Source organism: Streptococcus sp. HMSC072D05, from assembly GCF_001815805.1.
In the GTDB taxonomy this organism is placed as follows: domain Bacteria; phylum Bacillota; class Bacilli; order Lactobacillales; family Streptococcaceae; genus Streptococcus.
The window spans coordinates 58,946-79,266 of the sequence record NZ_KV822038.1; the positions used below are offsets into that span (position 1 = coordinate 58,946).

Sequence of the window (20,321 nt, forward strand, 5' to 3'; positions counted from 1 at the left end):
CCTGCGGCTAGCTTCCTAGTTTGCTCTTTGGTTTTCATTGAGTATAAGGACTCTTCCTATCAGGATGAAACAGAGGAGATTTACAAGAAATTTAAAGGATGTGAACCGTTTTTTCTATGAAAATTTTAATTGTAGAAGATGAAGAGATGATCCGTGAGGGAATCAGTGACTATTTGACGGATTGTGGTTATGAAACCATTGAGGCAGCAGACGGTCAAGAAGCTCTGGAAAAATTTTCCAGCTATGAAGTAGCCCTAGTTTTATTGGATATCCAAATGCCCAAGCTTAATGGCCTCGAAGTCCTAGCGGAGATTCGTAAAACCAGTCAGGTCCCTGTCCTGATGTTAACCGCCTTTCAGGATGAGGAATACAAGATGAGTGCTTTTGCTTCTCTAGCAGATGGTTATCTGGAAAAGCCCTTCTCTCTCTCCCTTCTAAAAGTGAGGGTGGATGCAATTTTCAAGCGCTACTACGATACGGGACGAGTCTTCTCCTATAAGGATACCAAGGTGGATTTTGAGAGTTACAGTGCAAGCCTCGCAGGTCAAGAAGTGGCCATTAATGCCAAAGAGTTGGAAATTCTGGACTATCTGGTGAAAAATGAAGGACGGGCCTTGACTCGTTCTCAGATTATCGATGCGGTCTGGAAGGCAACAGATGAGGTTCCCTTTGACCGTGTCATTGATGTCTATATCAAAGAACTGCGGAAAAAGCTAGACTTGGATTGCATCCTCACTGTGCGCAATGTTGGTTATAAATTGGAGCGAAAATGAAACGAACAGGTTTATTTACAAAGATTTTTAGCTATACCTTCTCGATTTTTAGTGTTCTGGTTATTTGTCTTCATTTAGCCATTTATTTTCTCTTTCCCTCTACTTATCTGAGCCATCGTCAGGAAACCATTGGTCAGAAAGCGACTGCTATTGCCCAATCCCTAGACGGAAAAGATAGGCAAAGCATCGAGCAAGTGTTGGATTTGTATTCCCAGAGCAGTGATATCAAAGGGGCTGTCAAGGGAGAGATGACCGAGGACAAGTTAGAAGTCAAGGACAATCTTCCTCTGGATACGGACCGCCAGACCATTTCCCTCTTTATCGAGGAGCGTGAGGTGAAAACGCAAGATGGTAGCACCATGACTCTCCAATTTCTAGCTTCCATGGACTTGCAAAAAGAAGCAGAGCAGATCAGTCTCCAGTTTCTCCCCTATACCTTGCTGGCATCCTTTCTGATTTCCCTCTTGGTAGCCTATATCTATGCTCGAACCATTGTTGCACCGATTTTGGAAATCAAGCGAGTGACCCGTCGGATGATGGATTTGGATGCCCAAGTGCGATTGCGTGTAGATTCTAAGGACGAGATTGGTGATCTCAAGGAACAAATCAATAGCCTTTACCAGCATCTCTTGACTGTCATTGCGGACTTGCATGACAAGAATGAAGCTATTCTCCAGCTGGAGAAGATGAAGGTTGAGTTCCTGCGAGGAGCTTCTCATGAATTGAAAACACCACTGGCTAGCTTGAAAATCCTAATCGAAAATATGAAAGAAAATGTCGGCCGTTATAAGGATAGAGACCATTATCTTGGAGTTGCCTTGGGGATTGTGGATGACCTCAGCCACCACGTTCTCCAGATACTGTCTCTTTCTTCTGTTCAGGAATTGCGAGACGAGAAAGAAGAGGTCGACCTTCTTCAGATGACGCAAAGTCTGGTTAATGATTATGCTTTGCTCGCCAAGGAGAGAGAACTTCAGGTAGACATTAGCCTAACCCGTCAGCAAGCTTACATAAACCCATCTGTCATGAAATTGATCCTATCTAATCTCATCAGCAATGCCATCAAGCACTCCACTCCAGGTGGCCTGGTCCGCATCGGGGAGAGAGAAGGAGAACTCTTTATTGAGAATAGCTGTAGTTCTGAAGAACAAGAAAAATTGGCCCAGTCTTTTTCTGAAAATGCTAGTCGCAAGGCCAAGGGTTCAGGAATGGGGCTCTTTGTGGTCAAAAGTTTATTAGAACACGAGAAATTACCTTATCATTTTGAGATGCAAGATTATCGTTTGACCTTCTTCATGTCTTATCCTAAAGTCGATCAAGACTAAGGGAAAGAAAGGGTTTACATTGATTGAGTTGGAAGAAATTCAATCTAAAGTATGGGAAAAACTAGCTTTTTTTGTCAAAAAGTGATAAAATGAACAATGTAAATGGGATGTCCCAAAAAATATATAGGAGGCCTGACAAATGGCAATCGTTTCAGCAGAAAAATTTGTCCAAGCAGCTCGTGACAACGGTTATGCAGTTGGTGGATTTAACACAAACAACCTTGAGTGGACTCAAGCTATCTTGCGTGCAGCAGAAGCTAAAAAAGCTCCAGTTTTGATCCAAACTTCAATGGGTGCTGCTAAATACATGGGTGGTTACAAAGTTGCTCGCAACTTGATCGCTAACCTTGTTGAGTCAATGGGTATCACTGTACCAGTAGCTATCCACCTTGACCACGGTCACTACGAAGATGCACTTGAGTGTATCGAAGTTGGTTACACTTCAATCATGTTTGACGGTTCACACCTTCCAGTTGAAGAAAACCTTAAATTGGCTAAAGAAGTTGTTGAAAAAGCTCACGCTAAAGGTATCTCAGTAGAAGCTGAAGTTGGTACTATCGGTGGTGAAGAAGACGGTATCATCGGTAAAGGTGAATTGGCTCCAATCGAAGACGCTAAAGCAATGGTTGCAACTGGTATCGACTTCTTGGCAGCTGGTATCGGTAACATCCACGGTCCATACCCAGCAAACTGGGAAGGTCTTGACCTTGACCACTTGCAAAAATTGACAGAAGCTCTTCCAGGTTTCCCAATCGTATTGCACGGTGGATCAGGTATTCCTGATGAGCAAATCCAAGCAGCTATCAAACTTGGTGTTGCGAAAGTTAACGTTAACACTGAATGTCAAATCGCATTCGCTAACGCAACTCGTAAATTTGCTCGTGACTACGAAGCAAACGAAGCAGAATACGACAAGAAAAAACTCTTCGACCCACGTAAATTCTTGGCTGACGGTGTAAAAGCTATCCAAGCATCAGTTGAAGAACGCATCGACGTATTCGGTTCAGAAGGTAAAGCTTAATCGAGCTGAACAATACAGAAAGAACCTGCCCCTAAGGGCAGGTTTTTTGGTGTTTGAAACTATAGAGAATATGTTGGGGAAGAATCTATCTTAAGTTGCTAAAAGAGTCTAATTTTTGTACAATAATGCTATGAAAAAACTGAAAAAATGGAGTCTTGGCTTTCTTAGTTTCATTCTTTTGTTTTTAGGGGCAACATTCATCTTTCATCGTATCAGTTTGGAAAAGGAACAAGCCTCACTAACACCTGTGGGACAGCAAGTTCTTGTCAATGGTCATCAAATGAATGTTTATGTTCAAGGTGAAGGACCTGAGACTATAGTAGTTATCTCAGGTGCTGGTATTGCTTCTCCTATATTGGATTTTAAAGAAGTATCGGAATCCTTATCGAAACAGTATAAGCTAGTTATCGTGGAGAGGGCGGGATATGGTTATAGTGATGATAGCAATCATTCAAGAGATGTGATGGAGGTTTTGTCTGAGACTCGCCAAGCTCTTTCCCAAGCAAATATCACAGGGCCGTTTATCATTCTGTCTCATTCCATGGCTAGTCTAGAGAGTTTGGCTTGGCAGGAGAAGTATCCTGATGAAGTGAAAGCCTTGATTGGTCTGGATTGGGCACTGCCGTCAAGTTATGAGAATTTAAAGGATAATCAGGCCTTGCTCACTGTGGCATATTGGAGTAGCAAGATTGGTTTATTACGCTATTTACCTGAGTCTTTTTATATAAAAAATCAAACTCTGACCGAAAATGAACGAAAACAATATAAACTTCTAGCTTATAAGCAGTTGATGTCACAAGCCATGCTTTATGAATCTCAAACGGTAAAGGAAAATGCTAAGAAAGTTCCCTCTAGCATCAATCCGAAAATTCCCACCTTATTACTGGTATCTAACGGCGAAGGCACCAGTTTTAGCCAATCAGAATGGCAACGTTATGCAGAGAGATTTGCAAGCGACCAGTCTAATGTTCAAGTCGTCTATATGGATGCGCCTCACGACCTCTATCATTATCAAAGCGATGCTATTGTTTCTCGCATTAAAGAATTTTTAGAGAATAATTGAGGGCTTAAAAATCCATTGAGACTGATGATAATAATTGAAAGGTAATGACTTATGAATAATTCTTATATTTTACTTAGACATGCTCATTCAAGATTTTCAAGTGATGATTTCAATAGAACTTTATCAGAAAAAGGATTCTCATCTCTTGACCAGTTAGATTTTTTGAATTCTTTTAATATTGATTATTATTTTTCTAGTCCTTATAAACGAGCATTTGAAACGATTAATAGCTCGCCAATTCAATTTGATAAAATAGTTCTTGATAATCGGTTACGAGAGCGAAAATTATCTTCAACCTTTATAAAAGATTCTGAGTTTGAAGACAGTATTAAATATTTATGGCAAAATCCTAGTGAATCTCTTTTAGAAGGGGAATCAAATCAAGACGCACTAGCTAGAGTACTAAATTTTTTAATGGAATTGGAAGAGAGATACTCAGAAAAAATGATTTTACTTAGTTCACACGGGAATTTGATAGGAATACTACTACATCACTTTGATTCCAGTTTTGATTATGAAAAATGGGAGCATATGACCTTTCCAGATTGTTTTCTAATTGATAGAGATGGGATTGTGAAAAGAATTTTGAAAGATTAGTTCGTTGATTAAATAGTGAATCATATTGATCAAAATAGTTTGCTTTTTACAACTCGTAACCTGCCCATCGGGCAGGTCTTTTTGGTGTTTTAAGGAAACTATTAAACCAGAATTTTGGATTTAAAATAGCATTTTAAGAGTGAAATCTCTAATTTCATAATCTGTAGGCAAACGCTTGCATTCCGTTTTTTATTGGACTATAATAGGTTGGTATAAAGCCTTCTGTAAGAATAACAATTAGAAAGTTTAGAAAGTAAGGACTTAGAATATTTGTAGTCAAAAATACAATGTTGCTATTCCTTGCGATAGGGAGATAGATATGGCAATGATAGAAGTGGAACATCTTCAGAAAAATTTTGTGAAGACTGTTAAGGAACCAGGCTTGAAAGGGGCTTTGCGCTCCTTTATTCATCCTGAAAAGCAGACCTTTGAAGCGGTCAAGGATTTGACTTTTGAGGTACCCAAGGGCCAAATTCTAGGTTTTATCGGCGCAAATGGTGCTGGGAAGTCAACAACCATCAAAATGCTGACAGGGATTTTAAAACCGACATCTGGTTTTTGTCGGATTAACGGCAAGATTCCGCAGGACAATCGTCAGGATTATGTTAAAGATATTGGTGTGGTCTTTGGACAACGTACCCAGCTATGGTGGGATTTGGCTCTGCAAGAGACCTATACGGTCTTAAAAGAGATTTACGATGTGCCGGACTCGCTCTTTCATAAACGCATGGACTTTTTGAATGAAGTCTTGGATTTGAAGGACTTTATCAAAGACCCCGTGCGGACTCTTTCACTGGGGCAACGGATGCGGGCGGATATTGCGGCTTCCTTGCTCCACAATCCTAAAGTTCTCTTTTTAGATGAGCCGACCATTGGTTTGGACGTTTCGGTCAAGGACAACATTCGTCGGGCTATTACCCAGATCAATCAGGAGGAAGAAACAACTATCCTCTTGACCACTCACGACCTGAGCGACATTGAGCAACTCTGTGATCGAATTTTTATGATTGATAAGGGGCAAGAGATTTTTGATGGAACGGTTAGCCAGCTCAAGGAGACCTTTGGCAAGATGAAGACTCTTTCCTTTGAACTGCTACCAGGTCAAAGTCATCTCCTTTCTCACTATGAAGGCCTGCCTGATATGACCATTGATAGACAAGGAAATAGCCTCAATATTGAATTTGATAGTTCCCGCTACCAGTCAGCTGATATTATCAAGCAAACCCTGTCTGATTTTGAAATTCGCGATTTGAAGATGTTGGATACGGATATTGAGGATATTATCCGTCGCTTCTACCGAAAGGAGCTCTAAGATGGTCAAATTGTGGAGACGTTATAAACCCTTTATCAATGCAGGGATTCAGGAGTTGATTACCTATCGAGTCAACTTTCTACTTTATCGGATTGGGGATGTTATGGGAGCTTTTGTTGCTTTCTATCTCTGGAAGGCTGTCTTTGATTCCTCGCAAGAATCTTTGATTCAGGGCTTTAGTATGGCAGACATCACCCTATACATCATCATGAGCTTTGTGACTAATCTTTTGACTAGGTCGGACAGCTCCTTTATGATCGGGGAGGAGGTCAAGGATGGTTCCATTATCATGCGCTTGTTGCGACCAGTGCATTTTGCGGCCTCTTATCTCTTTACGGAGCTTGGTTCCAAGTGGTTGATTTTTATCTCTGTTGGACTGCCATTTTTAAGTGTCATTGTCTTGATGAAAATCTTATCAGGACAAGGAATTGTAGAATTGCTGGGCTTAACCATCCTTTATCTTTTTAGCTTAACTCTAGCCTACCTAATCAACTTTTTCTTTAATATCTGCTTTGGATTTTCAGCCTTTGTCTTTAAAAATCTATGGGGTTCCAATCTACTCAAGACTTCTATAGTGGCCTTTATGTCTGGAAGTCTGATTCCCTTGGCTTTCTTTCCAAAGATTGTTTCTGATATTTTGTCCTTCTTGCCTTTTTCATCTTTGATTTATACTCCAGTTATGATCATTGTTGGGAAATACGATGCCAGTCAGATTCTTCAAGCACTCTTGCTACAGTTCTTCTGGCTCATAGTGATGGTGGGCTTGTCTCAGTTGATATGGAAACGAGTCCAGTCCTTTATCACTATTCAAGGAGGTTAGTATGAAAAAATATCAACGCATGCATTTGATTTTTATCAGACAATACATCAAGCAAATCATGGAATACAAGGTCGATTTTGTGGTGGGCGTGTTAGGAGTTTTTCTGACTCAAGGCCTGAACCTCTTGTTTCTCAATGTGCTCTTTCAACACATTCCTTCCTTAGAAGGCTGGACTTTTCAAGAAATCGCCTTTATCTATGGATTTTCCTTAATTCCCAAGGGACTAGATCATCTCTTTTTTGACAATCTCTGGGCTCTGGGGCAACGTTTGGTGCGAAAAGGAGAGTTTGACAAGTACCTGACGCGTCCTATCAATCCTCTTTTTCACATCTTGGTTGAGACCTTTCAGATTGATGCCTTGGGCGAACTATTGGTCGGTGGTATTTTGTTAGCGACCACAGTGTCTAGCATTGGTTGGACTCTTCCAAAATTCCTGATTTTTCTAGTCTGTATTCCTTTTGCGACCTTGATCTATACTTCCTTGAAAATCGCGACTGCCAGCATCGCTTTTTGGACCAAGCAGTCAGGTGCCATGATTTATATTTTCTATATGTTTAATGATTTTGCCAAGTACCCGATTTCCATTTACAATTCGCTCCTTCGTTGGTTGATTAGCTTTATCGTACCTTTCGCCTTTACAGCCTACTATCCTGCCAGTTATTTCTTGCAGGATAAAGACGGGCTCTTTAACATTGGTGGGTTGATTTTGATTTCCCTTGTTTTCTTTGTTATTTCTTTAAAACTCTGGGACAGGGGCTTGGACGCTTACGAAAGTGCGGGTTCGTAAGATATAAAATAGGATGAGATTTAAACATTAAATATGTTACAAACAACCGTTGAAAATTATAGCGGTTGTTTTTGCATGTTTATTAAGGCATATATTCTATCCATACCCCTTTTTGCGATTTTGGTAATTATTCCAGTTGATTGCTACTATTTTTGATGGGAGGAATGAGTTTATATTGTACCCAGTTAACTATAATATTTATTGACTAACCTATTTGTTAACATGGATTAAAAAAAAAATTAACCTGGGTTAATTTTTCTTGACTTAAATTTTTTTAATTGATATACTATTTTTCAGAGAGCTAACAATTATATATAAATGTACTACTCTATCCCACTAGATAATACGTCATAAAACTTTTTATAACAAAGGCTAGCAAAGTTAAAGTTTTCTATCTATTGGGTTTAAAATAAAAAATGAAGGAATTATAATGAAAAAAAGTACGGTATTGTCATTAACTACTGCTGCAGTTATTTTAGCAGCATATGCCCCCAATGAGGTAATTTTAGCAGATGCACCTAGTTCTGAAGATGCTTTAAGAATTTCTGATAAAGAAAAAGTAGTAGCAGATGCACCTAGTTCTGAAGATGCTTTAAAAATTTCTGGTAAAGAAAAAGTAGTAGCAGATAAAGAAACAGAAAACAATGAACAATCTGAAGATATTCATAATGTTATAGAAACTTCAAAGGATATTGAGGAGAAGAAGACAACAGTTATTGAGGAAAAAGAGGTTGTTAGTAGAAAGTCTGAGATAGACAAAAAAACTAGTAACGAAGGAGCAAGTATCAAAGAAGACTCCAAGCAACCCAAAGGAGATGATGCGGACTCATTTGTAAATAAAGATACAGAAAATCCGAAAAAAGAAGATAAACTTGTCTATATTGCTGAATTTAAAGATAAAGAATCTGGAGAAAAAGCAATCAAGGAACTATCCAATCTTAAGGATACAAAAGTTTTATATACCTATAATACGATTTTTAATGGCGCTGCCATTGAAACAACTCCAGATAATTTGGACAAAATTAAACAAATAGAAGGTGTTTCGTCGGTTGAACGATCACAAAAAGTCCAACCAATGATGAATCATGCCAGAAAGGAAATTGGAGTTGAGGAAGCTATTGATTACCTAAAGTCTATTAATGCTCCATTTGGGAAAAATTTTGATGGTAGAGGTATGGTTATTTCAAATATCGATACTGGAACAGATTATAGGCATAAGGCTATGAGAATCGATGATGATGCCAAAGACTCGATGAAATTTAAAAAAGATGACTTAAAAGGCACTGATAAAAATTATTGGTTGAGTGATAAAATCCCTCATGCGTTCAATTATTATAATGGTGGTAAAATCACTGTAGAAAAATATGATGATGGAAGGGATTATTTTGACCCACATGGGATGCATATTGCAGGGATTCTTGCTGGAAATGATACTGAAAAAGACATCAAGAACTTTAATGGCATAGATGGAATTGCGCCTAATGCACAAATTTTCTCTTATAAAATGTACTCTGACGCAGGATCTGGGTTTGCGGGTGATGAAACAATGTTTCATGCTATTGAAGATTCGATCAAACACAATGTCGATGTTGTTTCGGTATCATCTGGCTTTACGGGAACAGGTCTTGTAGGCGAGAAATATTGGGAGGCTATTAGAGCATTAAGAAAAGCTGGAATCCCAATGGTTGTTGCTACAGGTAATTTTGCGACTTCTGCTTCAAGTTCTTCTTGGGATTTAGTAGCCAATAATAATCTGAAAATGACAGATACTGGAAATGTAACACGAACTGCCGCACATGAAGATGCGATAGCGGTCGCTTCTGCTAAAAATCAAACCATTGAGTTTGATAAGGTTAACATTGGAGGACAAAGTTTTAAATACAGAAATATAGGAGCTTTTTTCGATAAAAATAAAATCCTAACAAATGAGGATGGGTCAAAAACTCCAAATAAATTAAAATTTGTATATATAGGCAAAGGTCAAGACAAAGATTTGATAGGCTTGGATCTTAAGGGCAAAATTGCAGTAATGGATAGAATTTATACCAAGGATTTAAAAGATGCTTTTAAAAGAGCAACGGATAAAGGCGCACGTGCCATTATGGTTGTAAATACTGTAAATTACTACAATAGAGATAATTGGACAGACCTTCCAGCTATGGGATATGAAGCGGATGAAGGGACTACTAGTCAAGTATTTTCAATTTCAGGAGATGATGGTGTAAAATTATGGAACATGATTAACCCTGATAAAAAAACTGAAGTCAAAAGAAATAATAAGGAAGATTTTAAAGATAACTTAGAACAATACTATCCAATTGATATGGAAAGCTATAATTCTAATAAACCGAATGTAGGTGATGAAAAAGAAATTGACTTTAAATTTGCAGCTGACACAGACAAAGAACTTTATAAAGAAGATATTATAGTCCCAGCAGGGTCTACATCTTGGGGGCCAAGAACAGACTTGCTTTTAAAACCGGATGTTTCAGCACCTGGTAAAAATATTAAATCCACTCTAAATGTTATCAATGGTAAATCCACTTATGGTTATATGTCAGGAACTAGTATGGCAACTCCAATCGTAGCAGCTTCTACTGTTTTGATTCGACCAAAATTAAAGGAATTGCTTGAAAGACCTGTCTTGAAAAATCTTAAGGGAGATGACAAAATAGACCTTACAAGTCTTACAAAAATAGCTCTACAAAATACTGCAAGACCTATGATGGATGCAACCTCTTGGAAAGAAAAGAGTCAATACTTTGCATCACCTAGACAGCAGGGAGCGGGGCTAATTAATGTTGCCAACGCTTTGAGAAATGAAGTTGTAGCAACTTTCAAAAATACAGATTCTAAAGGTTTGGTAAATTCATATGGTTCCATTTCTCTTAAAGAAATAAAAGGTGATAAAAAATACTTTACAATTAAGCTTCACAATACCTCAAACAGACCTTTAACCTTTAAAGTTTCTGCATCAACTGTAACTACAGATGCTCTAACTGATAGGCTAAAACTCGATGAAACATATAAAGATGAAAAATCTCCGGACGGGAAGCAAATTGTTCCAGAAATTCACCCAGAAAAAGTCAAAGGAGCAAATATCACATTTGAGCATGATACTTTCACTATAGGTCCAAATTCCAGCTTTGATTTAAATGCGGTTATAAATGTTGGAGAAGCAAAAAATAAAAATAAATTTGTAGAATCATTTATTCATTTTGAGTCAGTGGAAGAAATGGAAGCTCTAAACTCCAACGGGAAGAAAAGAAACTTCCAACCTTCTTTATCGATGCCTCTAATGGGATTTGCTGGGAATTGGAACCACGAACCAATCCTTGATAAATGGGCCTGGGAAGAAGGATCAAAATCAAAAGCAATGGAAGGTTATGATGATGATGGTAAACCAAAAATTCCAGGTACCTTAAATAAGGGGATTGGTGGAGAACATGGTATAGATAAATTTAATCCAGCAGGAGTTATCCAAAATAGAAAAGATAAAAATACAACATCCCTAGATCAAAATCCAGAATTATTTGCTTTCAATAACGAAGGAATCAACGCACCTTCATCAAGTGGCTCTAATATTGCTAAAATCTATCCTTTAGATTCAAATGGAAATCCTCAAGATGCTCAACTTGAGAGAGGATTAACGCCTTCTCCACTTGTATTAAGAAGTGCAGAAGAAGGGGTGATTTCAATAGTAAATACAAATAAAGAAGGAGAAAATCAAAAAGACTTAAAAGTCATTTCGAGAGAACACTTTATTAAAGGAATTTTAAACTCTAAAAGAAATGATGCAAAAGGAATCAAATCATCTAAACTAAAAGTTTGGGGTGACTTGAAATGGGATGGACTCATTTATAACCCTAGAGGTAGAGAAGAAAATGCCCCAGAAAGTAATGACAAAAAAGATCCTGCTACTAAGATACGAGGACAATTTGAACCGATTGCGGAAGGCCAATATTTCTATAAATTTAAATATAGATTAACCAAGGATTACCCATGGCAGGTTTCCTATATTCCTGTAAAAATTGATAACACACCTCCAAAGATTGTTTCAATTGATTTTTCAAACCCTGAAAAAATTAAGTTAATTACAAAGGATACTTATCACAAGGTCAAAGAGCAATACAAGAATGAAACGTTATTTGCGAGAGATCAAAAAGAACATCCTGAAAAATTTGACGAGATTGCCAACGAAGTTTGGTATGCTGGGGCCGCTCTTGTTAATGAAGATGGAGAGGTTGAGAAAAATCTTGAAGTCACTTATGCAGGTGAGGGTCAAGGAAGAAATAGGAAACTTGACAAAGACGGAAATACCATTTATGAAATTAAAGGTGCAGGAGATTTAAGAGGCAAAATCATTGAAGTGATTGCATTAGACGGTTCTAGCAATTTCACAAAGATTCATAGAATTAAATTTGCTGATCATGCTGATGAAAAGGGGATGATTTCCTATTATCTAGTAGATCCTGATCAAGATTCATCTAAATACCAAAAGCTTGGCGAGATTCCCGAATCTAAATTTAAAAATTTAGAAAATAGAAAAGAGGATAGTCTTAAAAAAGATACAACGGAAGTAGAACATCATCAAGAAAATGAAGAGGCTACCGAAGAAAAATCTAGCTTGACTATTCATAAAACTATTTCAACAATTAGAGATTTTGAAAGTAAAGACTTAAAGAAACTCATTAAAAAGAAATTCAGAGAAGTTGATGACTTTACAAGTGAAACTGGTAAGAGAATAGAGGAATACGATTATAAATACGATGATAAGGGAAATATCATTGCTTATGACGATGGTAGTGCCTTACAATATGAAACTGAAAAACTTGATGAAATCAAATCAAAAATTTATGGCATTCTAAACCCGTCTAAAGATGGACACTTTGAAATTCTTGGAAAGATCAGTAATGTTTCTAAAAATGCCAAGGTATATTATGGCAATAATTATAAATCGATAGAAATCAAAACGACCAAGTATGATTCCCACTCAAAAACGATGACATTTGATTTATACGCTAATATTAATGATATTGTGGATGGATTAGCTTTTGCAGGAGATATGAGGTTTTTTGTCAAAGATGATGGTCAGATAAAAGCTGAAACTAAAATTAGAATGCCTGAAAAAAATAAGGAAACTAAAGCAGAATATCCGTATGCATCAAGTTATGGGAATGTAATAGAATTAGGAGAAGGAGATCTCTCAAAAAACAAACCAAACAATTTAACGGACATGGAATCTGGTAAAATCTATGCTGATTCAGAAAAACAACAATATCTGTTAAAGGATAATATCATTCTGAGAAAAGGCTATGCACTAAAAGTGACTACCTATAATCCTGGAAAAACGGATATGTTAGAAGGGAATGGAGTTTATAGCCAGGAAGATATAGCAAAAATCCAAAAGGCCAATCCTAATCTAAGAGTCTTATCAGAAACAACAATTTATGCTGATAGTAGAAATGTTGAAGATGGAAGAAGTACTCAATCAGTATTAATGTCGGCTTTGGACGGCTTTAACATTGTAAGATATCAAGTGTTTACATTTAAAATGAATGATAAAGGGGAGGCAATCGATAAAGATGGCAATCTTGTAACAGATCCTTCTAAACTGGTATTATTTGGTAAAGATGGTAAAGAGTACACAGGAGAGGATAAGTCCAATGTAGAAGCTATTAAAGAAGATGGCTCTACGTTATTTATTGATGCAAAACCAGTAAACCTCTCAATGGACAAGAACTACTTTAATCCATCTAAATCTAATAAAATTTATGTACGAAATCCAGAATTTTATTTAAGAGGTAAGATTTCTGATAAGGGTGGTTTTAACTGGGAGTTGAGAGTTAATGAATCTGTTGTAGATAATTATTTAATCTATGGAGATTTACACATTGATAACACTAGAGATTTTAACATTAAGCTTAATGTTAAAGACGGTGACATCATGGACTGGGGAATGAAAGACTATAAAGCAAACGGATTTCCAGATAAGGTAACAGATATGGATGGAAATGTTTATCTTCAAACTGGCTATAGCGATTTGAATGCGAAAGCGGTTGGAGTACACTATCAATTTTTATATGATAATGTAAAACCAGAAGTAAACATTGATCCTAAGGGAAATACAAGTATCGAATATGCTAACGGAAAATCTGTAGTCTTTAACATCAATGATAAAAGAAATAATGGATTCGATGGTGAGATTCAAGAACAACATATTTATGTAAATGGAAAAGAATACAAATCATTTGATGATATTAAACAACTAACAGATAAGACACTAAACATTAAGATTGTTGTAAAAGATTTCGCAAGAAATACAACCGTAAAAGAATTCATTTTAAACAAAGATACGGGAGAGGTAAGTGAACTAAAACCTCATAGGGTAACTGTAACCATTCAAAATGGAAAAGAAATGAGTTCAACGATAGTGTCGGAAGAAGATTTTATGTTACCTGTCTATAAGGGTGAATTAGAAAAAGGATACCAATTTGATGGTTGGGAAATTTCTGGTTTCGAAGGGAAAAAAGACGCCGGCTATGTTCTTAATCTATCAAAAGATACCTTTATAAAACCTGTATTCAAGAAAATAGAGGAGAAAAAGGAGGAGGAAAATAAACCTACTTTTGATGTATCGAAAAAGAAAGAAAAAACACAATCTGATTCAACTAATGATGTCAACAGTATTGTTTCTGATGAAAATGATAAAAACTTTGAAATTGACAAGAACGTTTATCTAAATGAACAAGGGAACTTAACTAATAAAAATACTAACATCAATAGTAAATCAACTAGTAACAATCCTAATCAGTTGCCAAAAACCGGAACAGCAAGCGGAGCCCAGACACTATTAGCTGCCGGAATCATGTTTATAGTAGGAGCTTTTCTTGGATTGAAGAGAAAAAATAAAGATTAAGACAAAAGCTATAGAAAAAATGCTTTAAGTACTGAGATTAGATAGTGAGGTGATGACATAGTTTTGTGAAAATATTGATTTATAAATATATTATTTAGATTTCTATGAAAATAGGAGATTTTAAAGAGATATATGTAAAAGCCTTGTCACAGGACAGGCTTTTTCTAATGGAGATGGGTTCTGTTTAAAATCCATTTCTTTGGCTTATAAAAATATAAATACAAACGGTTGTTTATATTTTGTGGTATAATGTATTGTAATAAATACTTGTTTTGATACCAATCTAGAGATATTTTGATAGTTATTTATTCTAGAAATTTTTGCTTGGATTTTTTTTAAAAGTCATAAAAGTTCATGGATAGTAACGAATGAAGTATCGTAAGCTTGCCTGAATATCAATCAAAAAGGAGAAAATTATGAATAAGAAAGAACGGGAAAAACAATTTGAAGAGATCAATGGACCTAAGCGGTCTGAATCAAAGTCGGCTCCGAATAAAAATATAAAAATCTATATTGGCATAGCACTCTCTGTTTTAGTCACTCTCATCTTGGTAAGTATTTTCTCATATCTTCTGATTGGAAAGAAAGAGTCAAATCAAACATCGTCTGCTGTTTCAACTACAGAGTCAACAAGTAAATCGTCTACAAGCCAAGGAAAAACAGATGAGACTGATAAGGATAAACAAGAGGAAATTCAAAAACTCAAGGATCAACTGACTGCTTTAGATACCAAAATTACGGAAGCAGAAGCACTTGTTAGCAAGTTCAAGAAAGAAACTGCTGTTCCAAAACTAGATATTGAAGCAATCAAGAACAATGATTTGTCTAGTTTAGAAGGTACTTGGCGTAGTCAATCTGGTAATGAATACATTATTAATGATTCTGGAGAGGTACGTGCGACTTGGTTTACAAATGATCAAAAGTACGAATCTGTAGTTGGATTAAAGGTATCAAAAGGTCAAGATAGTCGTAACCCTGAGACAGCGTCTATTAGTGCATGGGTAAAAGATTCTGTTGCTGGAGGATTTGTAGTAGTAGCTGTGCCAAGTGGAGTTGTTATGCAACCTGGGGATGATGGAAAGATTACGGATAAAAGTAATCATGCTGAGGAAAGACTTTTTTCTGGACAACAATATGAAGCGATGTTAATGAAACCAGAAAATGTTTATTATCGTGTGAAACCAGATACCAGTAAACTTGAGGAAGCAGAAAAGAACTTAGCTCAACTACAAGCAGATCGTGAATCAATCAAATCTTCTCTAGAGCCAAAGGAAAAGAAAAACTAGATGGTATTCGTTCAAAAATACTGTTGCAATCGGCAGAATCAAGAAGCCCATTAGGGCTTCTTTTTCTTTTGTTACAAATACTCAACCACTTAGACAGAGATATTGACCAGATAGGCAAAAGGGCTTGTTCTTGAAAAATTCCTCTGCTATAATGATTCATGTAAGGGACGTGAGGGGTCAGTATCAGACAACTCAAGAACCAAAAAAAGAAAATGGAGACAAAAAAATGAAAAAATTATTGGGACTTGTATTTTTAGTAGCAGCAGCGCTAGTATTGTATTTCGGATCTGTTGGATGGCCAAGTTTGGATGTCAACCTCTGGTCACTGATTCCAGTTGGCTTATTCCTCTATTTCACTCTAGAAAATCTTTTGAAAAAAGACTATAAGGCTAGTCTGATGTGCTTAATTATTGCTTTTATCATTGCAAATGCTATTTTTGATCTCTTGCCCATTTCAAGTGGTTTGGTGATTGGTGCCGGTGTGCTAGCTTGTGTAGGACTTGGCTACCTCTTTCCTGATAAGGATAAAAAAGAAGATAAATAAAAAAGTCTCGAGATTTCTCGAGACTTTTTTTACGGACCAGCGTAATATTTTTGAATCCCTTTTACGATGCCTGCGACCAGTTTATCTTGGTAGTGGCTATCTCTAATTTGTTGGTTTTCGGAGAAATTATCCATATAACCAAGTTCTAGGAGAACGGCTGGTTTGGCTGTTTCGCGTAGTACGGCATAGCTGCTCTCCAACAGACCAGCGTCTTTGGCCCCTGTTTCTGCTAGGAGAGAGGAGTGGATGGCAGTGGCGAGGCGTTTGCTTTCACTCATACGATCTGGGTGATTGTGCCAGTATTTATTAATCTTACTTGGATAATCAGGTTCATCGCTATAGGAGTAGGTTTGAATACCGCTCGCTTTTGAGTAGGTATTACCAGTAGCGTTGAAGTGAATACTGATAAAAATATCCGAGTTGGTTTTATTAACCATACGAGAACGTTCGGTAACAAAATCAACGTCAATATCACTATCACGAGAAGTGAGGACCTTGTAACCTAGTTCTTCCAACTTACTACGAAGCTTACGGTAAATCTGCATGTTGAGATCTTTTTCAGCTACATTGTAGTAAAAGGCACCTGAATCTCGACCACCATGCCCAGGATCTAGGAAAATGGTATTGCTGTATTGGCCTTTTACAAATCCACCTTCAGTTGAAACTTCAGAAATCCATTGGCCGTATTTTTGGAACAGGTGTTCCTTACCGTCTATCTTGTAAGTTCCTGAAACATAATGTCCATTATCATCTAGGTAGTAGCGTGCTTTGTCAGAGTTATCGTAAATCCATTCGCTCTTTGCCATGTAACCACCTGACTTGAGGTAGTATGCTCCAATCCACTCCTGATTTGCATAACGACCATCCGCTTTTAGATAGAACCAGCTCTTGTAGGCTTTATCGAAGATCCACTCATTCTCCGCCATGGCTCCACTGGTTTTAAGGTAGTAGCTTTCTTTCCATTTGTCTGCTAGCATCCCACCATTCTGGTCAAATGAGTACCAGGAACCTTGAATCTTTTGCCAGTTTTCTTGGACATATCTCCCTGACCCGTTCGCATAGAACCAAGTATCCTTGATTTTGACCCAGTTGTTTTCTGCCATAGCTCCGCTCTGGTTGAAGAGGTAGCCCTTGAAGGTTGTCGCACTCAGCATTCCACCGTCTTTGTCAAAGTAATACCAAGAACCGTTGATTTTCTCCCATTTATCCTGCGAGATCTTTCCAGAAGGAGCGACATAGTACCAAATTTGATCTAATTTTGTCCAGCCCTTTTCCGCCATAGCCCCGCTTTTTGTGAGCAGATAGCCGTCAACGGCAGTGTTGCTGAGCATGCTTCCAGTTTGGTCAAAATAATACCAAGAACCATTGATTTTTTTCCAGGTGTTCTGAGCAAGTCGTCCAGAGGAATCAGCATAATACCATTGATTGTCCAGTTTGGTCCAGCTATTTTCTGTCATGACACCATCTTGGTCAAAGGCATAACCTTTGTAGACAGTAGAATGAAGACGATTACCATCTTGATCGAAGTAGTACCATTTGCCTTGGATTTGTTTCCAGTTCAAAGCAGGTTTATCATCTTGGTAAAAGCGCCAGTGATGATTTTCTTGGTACCATCCTTCTTTTTTGGGCTTGTCTTCTTGCACATCTACTTTAGGAAGAACTTCTGATTTAGAGTTTTCCTCAACACTCGACTCTTTCTTTTCTTCTTTGGCAATTGCTTCCTTGACAGCAGATGTGGATTGAGTTGTGTTTTCTTCTCCTAAGACGGATGCGGGTGCTAATCCTGCGATTGAAAGGATTAAAGCACTGGTCAGTAGTATCTTTTTCACTTTTTATTTCCTAACTTTTTCTTTTTCCCTTTTTCATTTTTCTATTAATTATCGAATTGAACTTCTTCTAGTAAGTATTCGATAAAGCGTTCGCCCATCTTAGACAGGCTGGTTTTTTCATGTTGGATATAGACTAGTTCAATCGGGTCGTCAATGTCCAGTGGAATGGAAACGATATTGTCTCCGTTGAGGTTGCTGTTCAATATCCCTGTTGCAATGGTGTAACCATCCAAACCAATCAAAAGATTAAAGAGGGTGGCACGGTCACTGACTACGATGGATTTCTTGTGGTGCTCTTGTGAAAGAATCTCCTCTGAAAAGTAGAAGGAGTTGTGCGTCCCCTGGTCATAACTCAGATAAGGAAAGTCTTCCAAATCAGCCAGTTTGACCTTGTCTTTTTTAGCTAGAGGGTTGGTCTTGCTGACAAAGATATGGGGTTGAGCGGTAAAGAGGTGGTGGGCTAGCAGGTGATTGTCATCCAGCATTTTCGTTAAAACATCACGATTGTAGCTGTTTAAAAAGAGGACACCGACCTCGCTACGGAAGTTCTTGACGTCATCGATAATCTCCCAAGTCCGAGTTTCACGAAGGAAGAGCTCGTATTTCTCCATATCACTTTTCTTGAGCAGAGAGACAAAGGCATTGACTACAAAGGCATAGTGCTGAGAGGAAACGCTGAAAAGTTCGCGGTGGGCGATAGGATTTTTATAACGTTCCTCCAGAAGCTGAGTTTGCTCGACAACTTGACGAGCGTAGGAGAGAAACTCCATCCCATCACGCGTCAAGGTAATTCCCTTGGGATTGCGGATAAAGATTTCAATGCCCATTTCATTTTCCAAGTCTCGAACAGCATTAGAGAGACTGGGTTGGGTGATAAAGAGTTGCTTGGCTGCCTCATTCATAGAGCCAGTTTCGACGATTTTGATAATATAGTGTAGTTGTTGAATTCTCATGTTTTTATTGTACCATACTTGCGGAAGAATGGGCAATGAAGACGAAGAAAATAGGGGGAAAGAACCGGTCCAGTATTGAAAAAAAGTCTAAAATCTGTTAGAATGGAAGCTATGAAAACATTCTATGATGTGCAGCAATTTCTCAAACAATTTGGCATTATTGTTTACATGGGGAAGCGTTTGTATGATATTGAACTGATGAAGCTCGAACTCTCTCGGATTTATGATGCAGGTCTCATGGACAAGCTAGATTACCTAGAAGCGGAAGCTGTTCTTCGTAGAGAGCACAAGATAGAATTAGACTACATAGAGAAAAATGGAGATAAGAACTTATGACAATTTGGGTTTTGTGGGGAATCGTACTAGCGATGGCGGCATGGATGGGGTATAACTACCTTCGTATTCGTCGTGCGGCTAAGATAGTGGATAATGCAGAATTTGAAGCCTTGATTCGAAAAGGGCAATTGATTGATGTCCGTGAACCAGCAGAATTTCACAGAAAACATATCCTCGGAGCTCGCAATATTCCTTCAAATCAGTTGAAGTCAAGCCTTGCAGCCCTTCGCAAGGATAAACCTGTCCTTCTCTACGAAAATCAACGTGGACAACGAGTGACCAATGCAGCACTTTATTTGAAAAAACAAGGTTTCTCTGAGATTTATATTCTTTCTTATGGACTAGATTCTTGGAAAGGGAAAGTGAAGACGAGTTAACATTCTATTAAAATCTGTCGAATGGTAGATAAAGCTAGTATCTTAAGGTATCATCATTTATATTAAATTTAAGGAGATTTTATAATATGAATTCACAACAAAAGAAAAAACTTCACTTATTTTAGGTATCTTATCTATCGTCCTTGGTTTGCTATTTCCAATAGTAGGTCTGATTTTGGGGATCATAGGATTGGTCTTGGCTTTTTCATACCAAAAAGAATCTGGACTAGACTATAAAACAGAAAAATTCTGAATATCATTGGACTTGTGGTTTCTGTACTTAACTGGATTGTAGCTGTCGCAGTATTTTTTAGAATTGTAGCTGTCGCAGTATTTTTTAGATAAGCAAAAAATAAAAAAGCTTTAAATTTAAAGCTTT

At 37.5% G+C, this 20,321-nt stretch carries 15 protein-coding genes and 1 pseudogene; 14 read left to right on the forward strand and 2 right to left on the reverse strand.

The features are described from left to right. The first annotated feature begins 116 nt into the window (after positions 1-116). From vncR to HMPREF3057_RS06165, 11 genes are all read left to right on the forward strand, one after another. The gene (gene vncR, locus HMPREF3057_RS06115) at positions 117-773 is read left to right on the forward strand and encodes a response regulator transcription factor VncR (protein ID WP_000697942.1); all 657 of its coding nucleotides are present in this window, start codon (positions 117-119) and stop codon (positions 771-773) included. Then, complete coding sequence (vncS, locus tag HMPREF3057_RS06120) at positions 770-2,098, forward strand: sensor histidine kinase VncS (RefSeq protein ID WP_070696898.1); 1,329 nt, start codon at positions 770-772, stop codon at positions 2,096-2,098. The genes vncR and vncS overlap by 4 nt, the downstream gene beginning before the upstream one ends. A 139-nt stretch (positions 2,099-2,237) precedes the next feature. After that, the gene (locus tag HMPREF3057_RS06125) at positions 2,238-3,119 is read left to right on the forward strand and encodes a class II fructose-bisphosphate aldolase (RefSeq protein WP_001018999.1); all 882 of its coding nucleotides are present in this window, start codon (positions 2,238-2,240) and stop codon (positions 3,117-3,119) included. Positions 3,120-3,249: 130 nt separating this feature from the next. After that, on the forward strand, positions 3,250-4,182 hold the full coding sequence (locus HMPREF3057_RS06130; RefSeq protein ID WP_000734266.1) for an alpha/beta fold hydrolase: 933 nt from the start codon (positions 3,250-3,252) through the stop codon (positions 4,180-4,182). A 51-nt stretch (positions 4,183-4,233) separates the two neighbouring features. Next, a complete protein-coding gene (locus HMPREF3057_RS06135) occupies positions 4,234-4,779 on the forward strand; it encodes a histidine phosphatase family protein (RefSeq protein ID WP_001066186.1) in 546 nt (181 codons plus the stop codon). Between the two features lie 319 nt (positions 4,780-5,098). Then, positions 5,099-6,091 carry an ABC transporter ATP-binding protein gene (locus tag HMPREF3057_RS06140; RefSeq protein ID WP_001240789.1) on the forward strand — a complete coding sequence of 331 codons (993 nt, stop codon included), beginning with the start codon at positions 5,099-5,101 and terminating at the stop codon, positions 6,089-6,091. 1 nt (position 6,092) lies between these two features. Beyond that, on the forward strand, positions 6,093-6,911 hold the full coding sequence (locus tag HMPREF3057_RS06145; RefSeq protein WP_000240154.1) for an ABC transporter permease: 819 nt from the start codon (positions 6,093-6,095) through the stop codon (positions 6,909-6,911). 1 nt (position 6,912) lies between these two features. Further along, positions 6,913-7,698, forward strand: a complete 786-nt coding sequence (locus HMPREF3057_RS06150; protein ID WP_070696900.1) for an ABC transporter permease — start codon at positions 6,913-6,915, stop codon at positions 7,696-7,698. A gap of 430 nt (positions 7,699-8,128) precedes the next feature. After that, positions 8,129-14,617, forward strand: a complete 6,489-nt coding sequence (locus HMPREF3057_RS06155; protein WP_070696902.1) for a S8 family peptidase — start codon at positions 8,129-8,131, stop codon at positions 14,615-14,617. A gap of 416 nt (positions 14,618-15,033) precedes the next feature. After that, positions 15,034-15,903: a DUF6287 domain-containing protein gene (locus tag HMPREF3057_RS06160; protein WP_070696904.1), complete on the forward strand. Its 870-nt coding sequence runs from the start codon at positions 15,034-15,036 to the stop codon at positions 15,901-15,903. 226 nt (positions 15,904-16,129) lie between these two features. Further along, positions 16,130-16,447 carry a LiaF transmembrane domain-containing protein gene (locus tag HMPREF3057_RS06165; protein WP_000734665.1) on the forward strand — a complete coding sequence of 106 codons (318 nt, stop codon included), beginning with the start codon at positions 16,130-16,132 and terminating at the stop codon, positions 16,445-16,447. A 29-nt stretch (positions 16,448-16,476) separates the two neighbouring features. Here HMPREF3057_RS06165 and HMPREF3057_RS06170 read toward each other — a convergent pair whose 3' ends face one another. Then, the gene (locus HMPREF3057_RS06170; protein ID WP_000722523.1) at positions 16,477-18,276 is read right to left on the reverse strand and encodes an N-acetylmuramoyl-L-alanine amidase; all 1,800 of its coding nucleotides are present in this window, start codon (positions 18,274-18,276) and stop codon (positions 16,477-16,479) included. A gap of 44 nt (positions 18,277-18,320) precedes the next feature. Next, positions 18,321-19,229 (reverse strand): LysR family transcriptional regulator, encoded by a 909-nt coding sequence (locus tag HMPREF3057_RS06175; RefSeq protein ID WP_001222578.1) that lies wholly within the window; start codon positions 19,227-19,229, stop codon positions 18,321-18,323. Positions 19,230-19,331: 102 nt separating this feature from the next. On the opposite strand from HMPREF3057_RS06175, the gene HMPREF3057_RS06180 reads away from it, so the two are divergent. The 3 genes and pseudogenes from HMPREF3057_RS06180 (at position 19,332) to HMPREF3057_RS10485 (ending at position 20,287) form a co-directional block, all read left to right on the forward strand. After that, positions 19,332-19,565 carry a YqgQ family protein gene (locus HMPREF3057_RS06180; protein WP_044135604.1) on the forward strand — a complete coding sequence of 78 codons (234 nt, stop codon included), beginning with the start codon at positions 19,332-19,334 and terminating at the stop codon, positions 19,563-19,565. Further along, a complete protein-coding gene (locus tag HMPREF3057_RS06185) occupies positions 19,562-19,942 on the forward strand; it encodes a rhodanese-like domain-containing protein (protein WP_049485369.1) in 381 nt (126 codons plus the stop codon). The genes HMPREF3057_RS06180 and HMPREF3057_RS06185 overlap by 4 nt, the downstream gene beginning before the upstream one ends. Positions 19,943-20,028: 86 nt before the next feature. Next, positions 20,029-20,287: pseudogene (locus tag HMPREF3057_RS10485) on the forward strand (DUF4190 domain-containing protein). The last annotated feature ends 34 nt before the right edge of the window (positions 20,288-20,321 follow it).